At 46.1% G+C, this 14,982-nt stretch carries 13 protein-coding genes; 9 read left to right on the forward strand and 4 right to left on the reverse strand.

The window, feature by feature from the left end:
• Nucleotides 1-2,778, reverse strand: a complete 2,778-nt coding sequence (locus ABV409_RS09175) for a M16 family metallopeptidase (RefSeq protein ID WP_353877286.1) — start codon at nucleotides 2,776-2,778, stop codon at nucleotides 1-3.
• Between the two features lie 123 nt (nucleotides 2,779-2,901).
• Between ABV409_RS09175 and ABV409_RS09180 the strand changes: the two genes are divergently transcribed.
• The 5 genes from ABV409_RS09180 (at nucleotide 2,902) to ABV409_RS09200 (ending at nucleotide 6,513) form a co-directional block, all read left to right on the forward strand.
• Nucleotides 2,902-4,080, forward strand: a complete 1,179-nt coding sequence (locus ABV409_RS09180) for a helix-turn-helix domain-containing protein (RefSeq protein ID WP_353877287.1) — start codon at nucleotides 2,902-2,904, stop codon at nucleotides 4,078-4,080.
• A gap of 122 nt (nucleotides 4,081-4,202) precedes the next feature.
• Nucleotides 4,203-4,694, forward strand: coding sequence for a DoxX family protein (locus ABV409_RS09185; RefSeq protein ID WP_353877288.1), 492 nt, complete (start codon nucleotides 4,203-4,205; stop codon nucleotides 4,692-4,694).
• 3 nt (nucleotides 4,695-4,697) lie between these two features.
• Nucleotides 4,698-5,093 carry a hypothetical protein gene (locus ABV409_RS09190; protein WP_353877289.1) on the forward strand — a complete coding sequence of 132 codons (396 nt, stop codon included), beginning with the start codon at nucleotides 4,698-4,700 and terminating at the stop codon, nucleotides 5,091-5,093.
• A gap of 8 nt (nucleotides 5,094-5,101) precedes the next feature.
• A complete protein-coding gene (locus tag ABV409_RS09195; protein ID WP_353877290.1) occupies nucleotides 5,102-5,983 on the forward strand; it encodes a GIN domain-containing protein in 882 nt (293 codons plus the stop codon).
• 152 nt (nucleotides 5,984-6,135) lie between these two features.
• Complete coding sequence (locus tag ABV409_RS09200) at nucleotides 6,136-6,513, forward strand: DoxX family protein (protein WP_353877291.1); 378 nt, start codon at nucleotides 6,136-6,138, stop codon at nucleotides 6,511-6,513.
• A gap of 6 nt (nucleotides 6,514-6,519) precedes the next feature.
• Here the strand turns inward: ABV409_RS09200 and holA are convergent, their stop codons facing one another.
• Nucleotides 6,520-7,521, reverse strand: a complete 1,002-nt coding sequence (holA, locus tag ABV409_RS09205) for a DNA polymerase III subunit delta (protein WP_353877292.1) — start codon at nucleotides 7,519-7,521, stop codon at nucleotides 6,520-6,522.
• 26 nt (nucleotides 7,522-7,547) lie between these two features.
• Between holA and ABV409_RS09210 the strand changes: the two genes are divergently transcribed.
• From ABV409_RS09210 to ABV409_RS09220, 3 genes are all read left to right on the forward strand, one after another.
• Entirely contained in the window at nucleotides 7,548-7,994 is a 447-nt protein-coding gene (locus tag ABV409_RS09210) for a type I restriction enzyme HsdR N-terminal domain-containing protein (protein WP_353877293.1), read from the forward strand.
• 12 nt (nucleotides 7,995-8,006) lie between these two features.
• Nucleotides 8,007-9,008, forward strand: a complete 1,002-nt coding sequence (locus tag ABV409_RS09215) for a glycosyltransferase family 2 protein (RefSeq protein ID WP_353877294.1) — start codon at nucleotides 8,007-8,009, stop codon at nucleotides 9,006-9,008.
• A 75-nt stretch (nucleotides 9,009-9,083) separates the two neighbouring features.
• The gene (locus tag ABV409_RS09220; RefSeq protein WP_353877295.1) at nucleotides 9,084-9,956 is read left to right on the forward strand and encodes an OmpA/MotB family protein; all 873 of its coding nucleotides are present in this window, start codon (nucleotides 9,084-9,086) and stop codon (nucleotides 9,954-9,956) included.
• 54 nt (nucleotides 9,957-10,010) lie between these two features.
• Here the strand turns inward: ABV409_RS09220 and ABV409_RS09225 are convergent, their stop codons facing one another.
• On the reverse strand, nucleotides 10,011-10,634 hold the full coding sequence (locus ABV409_RS09225; RefSeq protein ID WP_353877296.1) for an L-threonylcarbamoyladenylate synthase: 624 nt from the start codon (nucleotides 10,632-10,634) through the stop codon (nucleotides 10,011-10,013).
• A gap of 80 nt (nucleotides 10,635-10,714) precedes the next feature.
• On the opposite strand from ABV409_RS09225, the gene ABV409_RS09230 reads away from it, so the two are divergent.
• The gene (locus tag ABV409_RS09230; protein WP_353877297.1) at nucleotides 10,715-12,550 is read left to right on the forward strand and encodes a sensor histidine kinase; all 1,836 of its coding nucleotides are present in this window, start codon (nucleotides 10,715-10,717) and stop codon (nucleotides 12,548-12,550) included.
• On the opposite strand, the gene ABV409_RS09235 is transcribed toward ABV409_RS09230, so the two are convergent.
• Nucleotides 12,547-14,874, reverse strand: a complete 2,328-nt coding sequence (locus ABV409_RS09235) for an ATP-dependent helicase (protein WP_353877298.1) — start codon at nucleotides 14,872-14,874, stop codon at nucleotides 12,547-12,549. The two genes, ABV409_RS09230 and ABV409_RS09235, sit on opposite strands and share 4 nt — an antisense overlap.
• Between the last annotated feature and the right edge of the window lie 108 nt (nucleotides 14,875-14,982).

Consider the following 14,982-nt stretch of genomic DNA (forward strand, 5'->3'; position numbering starts at 1 on the left):
TTAATTTTTGATTTCGGTGTCCGGATTTTGCATGGCCGGTACCAATGGGTTACCATCGGCATCGATTTCAATGATGTTATCGAAACCGAGTTGATCTAATTTGTCAATGATCTTCGCACGGTCACCGACCATAAACCAGTTTACGGCTTCCGGTTTGACGACCTCTTTGCTCACCTTGTGCAGGTCAGCCAAAGATAGGTTCCTAACATTTTGATCGTACTTCTGGTAGTAGTCATCGGCTAGTCCATACCGCACCAAATTCCGGATACTACCGTTTACCGAACCATTGGTTTCCCACTGGCCTGGCAGCTTCAAGACTTGGTTCGTCTTGACTTTATCAAGCTCTTCTTGGGTTGCCAAGCGCGTAGTGACGAAATCAGTGATTTCCTTTTTGAACTCCGTAACGGATTCAGCGGTCTTATCGGTCTGTACCGAAGAATACACAATGAACGGGCGATCTTCTTTCGACCCCAAGACCAAGCCCCCGGCCCCGTAAGACCAATGCTTATCTTCACGTAGGTTCATATTGATCCTTGAAGTGAAATCACCTCCCAAGATGTTGACCATTTGCTCTAGGGCAACTTCTGACAAATCACCGTACTTTTCCGTCAAGTGACCCGCAATGATGACCGACTGTTGCGATTCTGGGCGGTTCATCAAATACAGCGTATTCTTGGTATTGGTTTGGGGTGCCTTGAAGGTTACCGTGGGCACATTGCCTTTCTTCCACTTCGAGAATCGTTTTTCAAGCATCCCTTTCAATTCATCCATTTCGATATCACCGGTTACGATAAGGGTGGCGTTGTTCGGTTTCATCCAAGTATCGTAAAAGGCCACAACATCGTCACGCGTCAATTTGGAAACGGTTTCTTCGTATCCGGTACCCGTGTAAGGGCTGCTGTAAGGATGGTCATCCCCATACATGTATTTGTTCATGACCCGTAGCGCCATCGAAAACGGTTGGGTTTTTTCTTGACGGATATCGTTCAACTGTTGGTCCTTTAAACGGTCGAATTCGGCTTGCGGAAAAACCGGATTCAATACTACATTGGCAAAAAGATCCAAACTGGCCCCCAAACTCGGTTTTAGGGTACTCATATAGACATTCGAAAGGTCTTGGTTCGAAAACGTACTCAAACTAGCACCCAATAGTTGTAACTGTTCATTGATTTGCAACGAACTCATATCCTTGGTTCCCTCGTCCATGAGGTTCATTGACAATTCAGCGGTACCGGCGCTTGACAGGTAGTCGGTCTTGTATCCGGCATCGAGTACTAGGTTGACCACCATGGTTGGAACCCCTGTCCTACGAGCCAAAACCACCTTCAATCCATTCTTTAATTCAGTTCGCTGTAGGTCAGGGAACTGGGAGCTTTTTTGGGCCCCTAAGGCAGGAAGCTCGCTACGATCAACCGTCGATTCATCGATACCATATTCAGGAAAAGGGTGACATACCAAAATATGCTTGCCTCGCGAAAGCCATTTTTGGGCCGTTTTCTTAAGGTCTTCGGCAGTTGCCTCTTCTACGAATTTCAATTGGGTCTTGTAGTAAGAAGCATCGCCATGATAGGTCTCGTTCGATGCCAAGATATCGGATACCCCACCAAAGCCACCGATGCGCTCCAGCCCCTTGATGAAACCGGAGAAATAAGAGGCCTTGACGCGTTTTAATTCCTCATCGGTCGGCCCTTCGTTCATGAACTTCTGGATTTCGGCCCACAACTCCTGCTCTAATTTTTTGGCATCTTGGCCCGGTTTGACGTTCAGCCACGTAATGAAGTTACTTGCGATTTCGCTAGATGCTTGAAAGGAGACCGCGGCACTGGCCGATTGGTCTTCATAGATGAACTTTTTGTACAACCGCGAATTTTTCCCGCTGGTGAGGATGGACGAGATCAAATCGAAATGCAAATCCTCGCGGGCTCCGAACTCCGGCGAATTCCAAGCGAAAAGCACCCGAGTTTCCGGAACTCGATCTTGATAGACTTGATAGGAGTCGAAATTCTTTTCGGGAATATTCACTTCTTGACGCTCGATAGTGGGTCCTGATGGGATATCGCCGAAATACTTGACCACTTTCTGATAGACTTCATCGGGATTCACGTCACCGGCAACGGCCAATACGGCATTAGCCGCCCCATAATAAGCCTTGAACCACTCTTGTACATCTTCCAACGAAGCCGCATTGAGGTCTGCCATTTCACCGATGACCGTCCAAGAATACGGATGCCCTTTCGGGTACATCGCTTTGGTTAGGTAATCCCATTGCATCCCATAGGGCTGGTTTTCACCCTGGCGCTTTTCGTTCTGCACCACCCCGCGTTGCTCGTCTAATTTCGCTTGGTCGATAGCACCCAATAGGTGGCCCATACGGTCGGATTCCAAAAAGAGCACCTGATCCAATGCCGACAGTGGAACATTTTGGAAGTAATTCGTTCGGTCATTGTTGGTCGTTCCGTTCAAATCGGTCCCTCCAATGCTCTCCAAAGCTTGAAAATAATCCGTGTTGTAATTTTCGCTACCATTGAACATGAGGTGTTCGAATAAATGCGCAAAACCGCTTTTTCCGGGTTTTTCGTTTTTCGAGCCTACGTGATACCATACGTTGACTGCGGCTATGGGTGCCTTGTGGTCTTCATGGACCAAGAGGGTCAGGCCGTTTTTCAAGGTGTATTTCTTGTAGGCAATGTTAATATCGTCGGCTTTGAACGAAAAGTCCTGCGCCCACAATAGGGTTCCTGTCATCAGTGACAGGCACATAATCATCAGTTTTTTCATCGAATTTGATTTAAGGTTACTTTTTGATTGATTCATTGTAGTGTTACAAGATAACCCTAGTTGGCGATAGCCGCAAAGAAACACCGATTATTTTCAACGATTGCTTACCTTTAAACTAGTCGTATGAACTATTTTTTAGCCTTTCCGGATTTTAATATTTGGAGTACGCCCTTGCTACTTCTTACCATACAAGGATTGCTATTCGCCTTGTTGCTTCTGCAGCGGTACTTGAAAAAAGGCAATAGTGCCGATTTGTTCCTATTTTTCATTCTGTTGATTACCTGCTACAGCCAGACGTGCTATACCGTTGGGTTTATGGGCTGGTACGACACCTTTCGAAACACCAAGATCAATTATGCCCTTATCGGACTATCGGTCGCCGTCGTGCCCTTGATTTACTTATATGTGAAGTCGATCACCATGTCGTCGTTCAGGTTTAGAAGAATGGATTGGTGGCATTTCCTCCCCGCTTTTTTGATCATCACCTATCGCATTGTCATCTACGTTTACGACGCATCGCAACCTGGTTTTGACGATACCCAGAACGGCTATTTGAAAATCCACCTTGACGAAGCCTTCGTTTTACCCATTTACGCCGCTTTCGGTTTCTTTCAAAACTTGCTGTACCTAGCGTTTACCTTTCAATTGTTCTATTTCTATCGCAAAAAGATCAAGCAGTATTTTTCGAATACCTACAAACTGGAACTGAATTGGATCTTGACCTTTCTTTCGCTGTATTCGGCCCTTTACCTTTACGATTTGGTACAGACCATCATCAATGAATTCGTGGTCGAACTCAGTTATGTGCAACAATGGTGGATGACCCTATTCGCCGGCTTGGTCATAATTTACGTGGGCATCAAAGGGTATTTTACCGATACCACGAAACTCAAAAAATTGGATTTCAGTTTCGCCCCAAACCGCGATAGTATTCCTGAGCCTTCAACGGTAAACCCAAAATCGATTCCCCAGGAAGCGAAAGACCGTTTGCAGGATGTAATGGAAAACCAACGCCCTTATTTAGACCCCGAGCTCAACCTTGCCGACTTGGCCGCTATGGCGAATATGACACGGGCACAACTTTCAGAGACGATCAATATCGGTTTCGGTAAAAACTTCAACGATTTCATCAACATGCATCGGGTCGATGCCTTCAAAAAAATGCTTTCGGAAGACCAGCAAGATCGACTTTCGCTTTTGGGAATGGCTTATGAATGCGGATTCAATAGCAAAGCGACCTTCAACCGTGTCTTTAAAAAGTTGACCAACACTTCGCCGTCGGAATATTTAAAAACCTCATAATAAAATATTTACGTTTTTTTGAGACGTCTCAAATCGTATTTGAGCCGCTTCGATAAGATTTGGGGCGCGGTACCCAAACGCTTTTTTCACTTTTGGAGTGTTCAATCACAATACCCGACATCATGAAAAAAGTCTTGCACGTAGTAATCGATCCCATTCTACAGAAACATTGGATCGCCGATTTTACCTTCTTCATCATGCGTTTTGTCTGTGGGATGTTATTGGCCCTTAGTTTCGGCGCCGATAAATTCGGGATGCCATGGACCCCGGAAGGCCAAAACCTCAATCTCTTCGAAGTGTCGGCTTGGTTTCCACAGGATGTGGCCGAATATGGGGGCATCTTCGCGGCCATGCCGGTGTTTTTCGCATGGATGGGCGCTTTCAGTGAAGCCGTAGGTGGTCTGTTCCTTGCTTTCGGGTTCAAAACCCGTATTGCCTCGTTCTTGATTGCCTGTACGATGTTGGTGGCCATTTTTCTGCAAAAATGGGGACAAGGTGTCTGGGGCATGTTGCCGGCCATGGGCTTTCTCTGGGTCGCGCTCTACCACCTCTATTTAGGTTCGGGCCGCTTCGGCATCGATTATCTTATTTCCAAAAAACTATTAAAATCCTAACACATGAAAAATCATTTGCAACAAATATTCCTTGGGTTGATGCTCCTAACCTTCCTACAAGCCTGTGTGCAACAAGAGCATGCAAAAACCGTAACCTTCAAAGTTGATATGAACGGCATTACGAATGTCGCGAATGTGGGGCTCCGCGGTCAATTCACTTCGCCCTCTTGGCAGGTGACCATTCCGATGACCGATACGGACGGGGATGGTATTTATGAGGTAACGCTCGAGGAAAAGACAGCACAAAACAGCGTATCCTTCAAATTCGTCAACCAATCGGATCAAGTCGAACTGGCTTGTCAAGAAAACCGCCGAATCACCTTCGATTATCGCCCTGAAACCATCGAATATAGTGCGGTCTTTGATAGTGCCGAATCCGGAATACAAACCCATAATTAATAACCATCATGAAAAAAGCACTTTACATCATAGCTTTGACCTTTGCAATGGTCATGCAGGGCCAAGTAAAAGGGAACGGGAATATCATTAGTAAGACCATAGCGTATGAAAACCTTACCGACATCACGATTTCGATCTATGCCGATATCACTATAGACGCTGACCGCAAAGCAGGTATCACTCTAACCGGCGAATCGAACTTGCTCCCCTTGATCGATACCGAGGTGGTGGACGGAAAACTCCAACTCGATCAATTGAAATGGATCCAACCCACCAAACGAATCCAAATCACCATCGGAGCGCCTAATCTAAAGCGGGTAGAACAAGGCACCAATGATAACGCCAAAATCATCAATTTGAACAGGGAGTTCTTCACTGCTTCGGCTTTGAACGGAAAGCTGGAACTATCAGGACGTGTAGGCACTTTGAATATCAGTAACGAAAACGGAACCGTAGATGCTGCGGAACTTACCGTAGATCAAGTCGAATTGAATATCTGGGGATGGGGCAAAGCCATTGTAGCTCCTAGTCGCTCCATCGGTGGCCGTATGGCCCAGGAGGCCGAAATCGAATTGCGATCCAATCCTACATCCATAGATGCGGCCATAGCCAAGGCGATCGATCGCAATGCGGTCAAAGATCAAGGTGCCGTGCAATATATCCGGTTCAAGATCAAGAACAATTCGGCCAACCGCCACCAATTTTATGTCGTCGGTCCAAAACCGGAAGGTGGAAAATTCAGCTATGGGTTCCCGATGATGCCCGGGAGTATCAGAAAAGAACATTGGACCACCGGTACAAAGGTGTATAAAATCAGTGCTCTTGGTATCAAAAAACTGATCCGTAAAATTGAAATACAGGATGAGGATACTGTGGTAAAGCTCTTTTGAACTTCTTGTAAAACCTTTAAAAAAAGCCTTGATTTGTCGGATAAATCAAGGCTTTTTTAATGAAATTCGCACTAAAACGAGGGATTTTCTAAGAAAATTTCAATGACTAAAGTTGAAAAATTATATTTTTGCGCAGACTAAATCCCCCTAGAATGAAAAACGGTTCCATGGCAAGTATTGGTCTTGCCCTTCTTAGAATTGCTCCTGCGGCCATGATGTTGGCCCATGGAGTCCCGAAATTCCAAAAACTGATTGCCGGTGATTTCGAGTTTCCCAACCCCTTCGGTATCGGAGCGGCCCCTACCCTGTTTTTAGCGGTAGTCGGCGAATTCATCGCCCCTATCCTATTGATCATCGGGTATAAGACCAGGATCGCTTCCCTTCTGGCCTTAGTGACCATGTTGGGTGCGGCTTTTATCGTTCATGCTGCCGATCCTTTCGGCGTTCGCGAAAAAGCCTTGTTGTACGCCGCTTTCTTCCTTTGTATTTTCTTATTGGGTCCGGGCAAATACAGTCTGGATAAAAAGTAGTTTTCCTTAAGAAACGGCTACGAGGAGTTCTTTAAGCAGGTCGGCTTGTGACATATTTTGTGCGCCGACCCCCTTCCCTTTTAAATCCAAGACCCGGAGGGCGTGGATTATGCCACTGACCCGCTTCATCGGGTAATTTTGGGATGCCACTTGGTATTCCTTCACAAAGAACGGGTTCACACCCAGCGTTTTGGCCACCGTTTTGGATGATTTATCGTTTAGACCGTGATACTGCAAGAGTTGGATGAAAAAATTGTTCAAGGTACTTACGGTGACCACGAAGGGGTTGTCTTTGGGGTTTTGGGCGAAGTAATCAATGATGCGTGACGCCTTGGTCATATCGCGCTCACCAATGGCCTTCTTCAGTTCAAAATTGTTGAAGTCCTTACTGAATCCGATATGCTTTTCGATCAAGTCGGCCGTTATGGTGGCCCCTTTGTCAATGATCAAAAACAACTTTTCAAGTTCGTTATTGATCCTGCCGAGATCCGTGCCCAAAAACTCGACCAGCAGCATCCCGGCCTTGGGTTCCAAACCATAGCCTTTACCTGACAGGTTCCTGCGAATCCAATCGGCAACCTGGTTCTCGTACAATTTTTTGCTCTCGAACAACAGCCCGTTTTTTGAAACCGCTTTGTATAGCTTTTTACGTTTATCGAGTTTCTTGTATTTGTAGCAGACGACCAGCAAGGTAGTCGGTTGGGGTTGTTCGCAATAGGCGGTCAGTTGCTCGATGGTCCTCGACAGGTGTTGCGCTTCCTTGACGATGACCACTTGATGTGCTGCCATCATCGGATATCGTTTGGCATTCGAAACGATCTCATCGATACTGGTATCCTTCCCATAAAGGGTTAGTTGATTGAACCCCCGTTCGGCTTCGGTCAGGACATGGGCGGCGATGAAATCGGTGATCTTATCGATAAAATAAGGCTCGTCCCCCATAAGGAAATAGACTGGGGCGAATGCCTTGTTTCGAATATCATCGGTTATTTTCTTGAGTTGATCCATTTCAAAAAGAATACGCATTTTTGCGTATGCGACCCTTGAATTTTCCTTCGTATCGGTTTCGGATCAAAAATACCGAAAAAGGTCCCTTGATTTTCGATGTGATCCGGAAAAAGTTCGTGGCACTGCAACCCGAAGAATGGGTGCGGCAGCATGCGGTGCGTTACCTTTCCGAAACCAAAGGGTACCCATTAAGCTTGATCAATGTCGAAAAACAATTGTTGGTCAATGGGCTCCGAAAGCGGTATGACATCATCGTCTACCGTTCTGATGGCACTATTTTCTTATTGGTGGAATGCAAAGCGCCAAAGGTCAGCATTACCCAAGAGGTTTTCGATCAAATCGCCATCTACAACCTGGAACTGGAAGCCGAACTCTTGATGGTTACCAATGGCCTGCAACACGTGCAGTGCAAAATGGACCGGGTTCGGGAAAAATATGATTTTCTAGAGGAAGTTCCTGAATTTAGCCGTTAATTTGCTCCCGTTTTGGAAGTTGCGATCGTCATATTGAATTGGAACGGTGTCGAGCTGTTGAAGGCCTATCTTCCTGAGGTCATCGCCCACAGCCCCAACGCATCCCTCTATGTCATTGATAATGCCTCGACCGACGGCTCGGTTGAACTGGTACGCACCCGTTTTCCACAGGTAAGCTGTATCGAGAATACCGGCAATCTTGGGTTCGCCGGCGGTTATAATGCCGGGCTCCGAAAGATAAAAGCCGATGTGTTCTGTCTGCTGAATTCGGATGTAAAAGTGAGTGAAGGGTGGTTGACACCGATCGTATCGCAGTTCGAAACGGATTCGAAAACGGCCATTGTCCAACCCAAAATCCTGGATTTAAAGAAAACCGGTCACTTTGAGTATGCCGGGGCCGGAGGTGGTTTTCTCGATAAATTGGGCTATCCGTTTTGCAGGGGTAGGATCTTTCAGGTCCTTGAAGAAGACCTCGGGCAGTATGACGATATCACTGAAGTCTTTTGGGCGACCGGCGCTTGTATGTTCATTAGAACAAAGGTCTTTTGGGACTTGGGTGGATTCGACACCCGGTATTTTGCGCATCAAGAAGAAATCGATTTGTGCTGGCGGGCCCAGAACAAGGGGTATAGTGTCTTTTACAACGGGTTTAGCAAAGTATACCATTTGGGGGGATCTACCTTAAGCAATTCAAACCCGAATAAGACCTATCTTAATTTTCGCAATTCGCTGTACTCGATTACCAAAAACCTGCCAAGAAGAAGCGCCTTCAAATTGATTTTTTACCGATTGATCTTGGATGGGGTCGCGGCCGTTTGGTTCCTTTTCCAACTTAAACCCATGCACAGTTTGGCCATTCTACGGGCGCATTTGGTTTTTTACATTAACTTTAGAAAGCTATACAAAAGCAGGGAAAAAGCTAATTTTCTATTAAAATATTACCGAACGAAATCCATTGTGTGGTCTCATTTCGTACATCAAGTGAAGAATTTTAACAATTTAGTAAAAGATTAACTGCGGCATAGTGCCGATCCCTAGCAATTTCGATAATTTTGAACTCGCAACGGCAGATAATCTAAATAAACCATTATGAAAAAAGTTATACTCGGAACCCTCGGAATGGCAGTTTTGCTTACTTCATGCGTCTCTCAGAAGAAGTATGCCGAATTGGAAGCAAAGCAGCAAGAAACCCAAGATTTGTTGAACTCGGCCACGGTGAAATTGAACACCTGTCTGGAAGAAAAAGCGACCGCTACTTCCAAAATGACCGCGTTGGAAGAACAGAACGCCTTCTTGAAGGCGAACAACCAAGAGTTGATCAACAACATGGGTGACTTGACCACCTTGACCGCAAAAGGTGCTGAAAACCTTGAAAAATCATTGGAAAGCTTACGAGAAAAAGACCTGACCATCCGCAGGCTTCAAGATGCCGTTACCAGACGTGATTCCGTCAACCTTGCCCTAGTACAAAGTTTGAAAGGGGTATTGGGCAACTTGGATGATGAGGATATCGAAGTCAGTGTAGAAAAAGGTGTGGTCTTCGTTTCTATTTCCGATAAACTATTGTTCCGAAGTGGTAGCTATAACGTTACTTCGGCTGCCAAGGAAGTCTTGGGCAAGGTTGCCAAAGTAGTGAACAACAAACCGGACTTCGATTTCATGGTCGAAGGTCATACTGACAACGTCCCTTACGCAAGTGGTGTCCTTTTGGATAACTGGGACCTCAGTGCCAAGCGTGCCACATCCATCGTGAGGATCCTTCAGTCCGATTTTGGGGTGGATCCCAAGCGTATGACCGCCGCCGGAAGGAGCTTCTATGTGCCATTGGCCAGTAATGATACGGCTTCAGAACGCGCCAAGAACAGAAGAACACGCATCGTGGTGCTACCGAAAATCGATCAATTCTACAACATGATCGAAGAAGGGATGAAAGATCCAGCTATCGGCGGTACGGGAAATTAAAAAATAACGTAGACGAATACAAAGGAAAGCGGTCTCCCAAAGGGGCCGCTTTTTTTAATAGATGACATCGGGGTCTCCCTTACCTTCACGAATGACCGTGGGGCTATCGCCGGACAAGTCGATTACGGTCGAGGCTACATTACCACCATATCCACCATCGATGACTACATCGACCAAATGATCCCACTTTTCGAGTATCAATTCAGGATCCGTAGTGTATTCGATGATATCATCCTCGTCATGGATCGAGGTCGAAACGATCGGATTTCCCAGGGCGGAGACCAATTCCTGCGCAATGCTATTGTCGGGTACCCGTATTCCTACGGTTTTTTTCTTTTTGAAGTCCTTCGGAAGCTTCGAGTTTCCGGGCAGGATAAAAGTATATGGCCCGGGTAAGGCCCTCTTCAATACCTTGAAGGTCGTCGAATCGATCTGTCGCACATAGTCGGATAGGTTACTGAGATCCGCACAGATAAACGACCAATTGGCCTTGGCAAGCTTGATGCCCTTGATGCGCGCAATAGCCTCCAACGCCCTCGATTTTGTGATATCGCAGCCCAAACCATAAACCGTATCGGTAGGATAGATCACCAAACCCCCGGAACGCAGTACGTTTACACACTCCATGATCCGCTTCGGGTCCGGGTTTTCTTCATAAATCTTGATCAATCGTGCCATGAAAAATGTATAAGAATTTTATTACATTTTTTACAATTAAATCTTTCTTCTATCGTTCTTGTTGTGCCCAAACTCTATCCATGAAAAGCATTAAAGGTCGAATTTTACTTGCCTTTTTAGCATTATGCTTGCTTATTACCCCACTTTTGTTGTTTTCGTATCGTTCGTTACGAAAAATCAACTCGGTCAAAACCTTGAAGGAACAGCTCGCTGAATTCAACACCAATCGACTGAATTCGATCATCACCTTTTCACTGGTTCTCGATAATGATACCAAAATAGACTCTTTTTACCAGTTTGGTACCACACAAAATATTAAAAAATACCATGAGTTCATTGCCAAGGCGGCGGCAAACGTCTCAAGGATCGATCCGACCGACCATGAGTCGGAGGCGGTATTGGCCAGGCGCTTGTCGGATATGCAGGGTCACATCCACCAATTGGATTCGGCCATCGTTCGGGCTTTAGGCATCCGTCGTGAACGGGGTTTTCGAGATTTCGGTGTCGAAGGGGCGATGCGTGATAACATCCAACGTTTGGAATTTGAAGCCCAAGGCATTTCATTAGCAGAAAACCTTTCCATCCGACGAAGTGAAAAAGACTTTTTCCTTCGCGATGATATGGACTATGCCCAAGAGGTCGTTCAGTTATGCGATAGCATTTTGGACCGTATGGCCCTGGATCGTGAAACCAATGAGGCATCCATAGCCATCCTCACCGCATACCGACGGAATTTCGATCGTATCGTGGTTCTGGAAAACGAGCTAGGGAATAAAAGTTTTGGGTTGATCAATGACATCTATCTGATTAACGGTCAGATTGATAATGAGATATCAAAATTATTTGAAATCGTTGATAGCGACCTGCGTTTGTTGACCGAAAGCGTCAAATCGTACCTCATCTTATTCTTTATGATCACGACGGCTTTTGCCGTGATTTTCGCCTTTGTTTTTTCCGGTCATATCGCTAAACCCATCCAACGGTTGATCGATGATATGGCTTTTATTTCGGAAAAGGATTTCAGTGGGGATTTCGGCCTGAAGTCACCTTTGCAAATTCGTGAACTGCAGCAACTGACCAAAACCTACAACAGCCTGGTCCAAAAAATCCGTTCCCAAATCGAAAGTTTGAACAAGAAGAACGGGGAACTCAACACCTTGAACCTCAAGCTTAAGGAATCGGAAGACGAGATCAAAGAGGCATCGGTCATGAAAGACAAGTTCTTTTCCATCATTTCGCATGACCTGCGTGGGCATACCGCCAATATCGTTTCTTTGGCCCAGGTTTTAGGCAATAAAAAAGCAGATTTGCCCGAAGCCCAAAAGGAAACCTTTATCAAGTACCTATCGGACGCTTCAAAAAACCTCGAATTGCTTTTGGACAATCTTCTGAATTGGGCCAAATCACAAATGAAGAACCAAGAAATCGTCAAAAAAGCCTTCGATATCAACAAGCTGATCCAAGCGAACTTCGAGCTTTTCAATGAAAACGCTGCCAAGAAGGGTATCGAATTGGTTTTCAACTACAACTCGGTTCACCGGGCCTATGCCGATAAGGACATGATCGATTTCGTTATCCGGAATTTACTCTCGAATGCCTTGAAGTTTACGGCCAGCGGTGATATGATCCGCGTAGACGTCTTTGAAAAGCAGGAATTTCTGGAAATCAACGTTCGCGATACAGGAGTGGGCATGACCAAGGATCAAATCAAACGTTTATTGGCTTCGAAAGGGGAAGGATTTACGACCACGGGCACGGACAATGAAAAGGGAACCGGTCTCGGGTTTTCCATCTGTAAAGATTTCATCGCGAAGAACGGGGGCGCGATCCAAGTGAGGTCGGTTAAGGGACAAGGCAGTAATTTTAGTTTTACCGTTCCAACCAGTCTGACTAAAGAAGCGATTTTCGCTTCTTAGGAGTCGACCACCTCAAGTTTGGCAAATCGTAACAATAGTTTTTTGACGGCTCCTGAATCGAATTGGATTTCAGCTTTTTTGTCTTGGCCCCTACCCTCAATCTTCAATACTTTGCCCCGACCGAAACGCGAGTGGTTAACGAGGCTCCCTTCGACCAGGCCCGCATCCACTGCCGTATTCGTACTAGACGGGTTCGCCAATTCGGGTTTGAGTTTCCGTAGTTTTCGCAACTGGTTTTCGGAGGGGCGGTTCGTAGCCGGCGGTGTTCCGCTACGCGGTTTTACCTGTCGCAGTTTGCTCTTATCTACCTCTCCCCAAATGGCATCATTGATCATCGATTTGTAACGATATCCATCATTGACCGGGGTTAGGTTCTCTACAAAAGCCTCATCGATTTCCTCTAAGAACCGGCTCGGTTCGGCATCGATAAGCTTGCCCCAACGATAACGGTTTTGGGTATAGGTGAGGTACGCTTGTTTTTCGGCCCTTGTCAAGGCCACATAGAACAAACGTCGCTCTTCTTCCAACTCACTTCGGGTATTCATACTCATAGCCGAAGGAAAAAGATCTTCTTCCATCCCGACAATGAACACGAAGGGAAATTCCAGTCCCTTGGCCAAATGGATGGTCATCAGGGCGACGCGGTCATCGTCCCCCACTTCTTTGTCCATGTCCGTCGCAAGGGCCACATCCTCCAAAAACTCGGTCAGGCTACCAGTAGCATCCGCCACTTCTTTTTGCCCTTCGACGAAGTCTTTGATCCCGTTCAATAGTTCTTCGATATTTTCCATACGCGCAACACCTTCAGGCGTACCGTCCTTTTTGAACTCCAACAACAGACCGGTCTTCTTGGCAACGTGCTCTGCCAAAGCAAAGGCATCGGCACTTTGCTCCATAATCTGGAAGCTTTTGATCATGGTCGCGAAATTGTGCAACTTCGATTTGGTTCCCGAATTGATCTTCAGATCCAGTTTGTCCAAATGTTCAATGACCTCAAAGATGGAACGACCGTAGTGGTTCGCGGCCACAAGCAATTTATCGACCGTCGTCTGGCCGATACCCCGTGCCGGGAAATTGATGATCCGTTTCAGGGCCTCCTCATCCTTGGTATTGATCGTCAGACGTAGGTACGCCAAGACATCCTTGATTTCCTTGCGCTGATAAAATGAAAGACCCCCATAAATGCGATATGGGATGTCTCGTTTCCGCAAAGCGTCTTCAATGGCCCTTGATTGCGAATTGGTACGGTATAAGACAGCGAATTCCCCGTTCGGGAGCTGCTGGTTCATCTTCAACTCGAAGATCGAACCGGCCACATATCGCCCTTCTTCCGCATCGGTCGGACTTCGGTGTATTTTAATTTTGTTGCCGTCGTCATTCGAAGTCCAGACCACTTTTTCCAATTGGTTCTTGTTCTTGGCAATGATCGAATTGGCAGCATTGACGATATTTTTGGTCGAGCGGTAGTTTTGTTCCAGTCGATAGACCGCCACATCGTCATAATCACGTTGGAAATTCAAGATGTTGCTGATATTGGCACCGCGAAACGAATAGATACTTTGCGCATCATCACCGACCACACAAATGTTCTGATATCGATCTGCCAGGGCCCTTACGATAAGGTATTGCGAGTGGTTGGTATCTTGGTACTCATCGACCAAAATGTACTTGAACCGCTCTTGGTATTTCATAAGAACATCAGGAAAACGGTTCAGTAATTCATTGGTACGCAACAGCAAATCGTCAAAATCCATGGCCCCCGCCTTGAAACATCGGTCGACATAATTCTGGTAAATTTCTCCCATTCGCGGTCTTTTGGCCATGGCATCGGCCTCGACCAGTTCAGGATTTTGAAAATAAGCCTTGACCGTGATCAAACTGTTTTTATAGGAGGATATGCGGTTTTGGATCTGTTTGTACTTATAAATATCCTTATCAAGCCCCATTTCCTTGATGATCGAAGCGATAAGTCGTTGTGAATCCTGGGTGTCGTAAATGGTGAAATTGCTCGGAAAACCCAATTTATCCCCATCGTAACGCAGCAGTTTGGCAAAAACCGAATGAAAGGTCCCCATCCAAAGGTTTTTCGCTTCGGAATTCCCCACAATTGTGGCGATACGCTTCTTCATTTCCCGTGCCGCCTTATTCGTAAAGGTCAACGCCAAGATGTTGAACGAATCGACACCCTGATCCATTAAATGGGCAATGCGATAGGTCAACACCCTTGTTTTTCCGGAACCGGCACCGGCGATGACCATTAAGGGGCCGTCTTTGTGCAAGACCGGTTGGCGTTGGGCATCGTTCAGTTCTTCGAGGTATGACATAAGTGTATTGGAAACAAGGGTTGAAATTAGCTAAACTTACTGGCTTGTTGAAATGCATTGACCAATACTTTTGAACAGCATCTTGTCATCTGCCCCATTTTAAATACC

Source organism: Flagellimonas algarum (assembly GCF_040513375.1).
Classification (GTDB): Bacteria; Bacteroidota; Bacteroidia; order Flavobacteriales; family Flavobacteriaceae; genus Flagellimonas_B; species Flagellimonas_B algarum.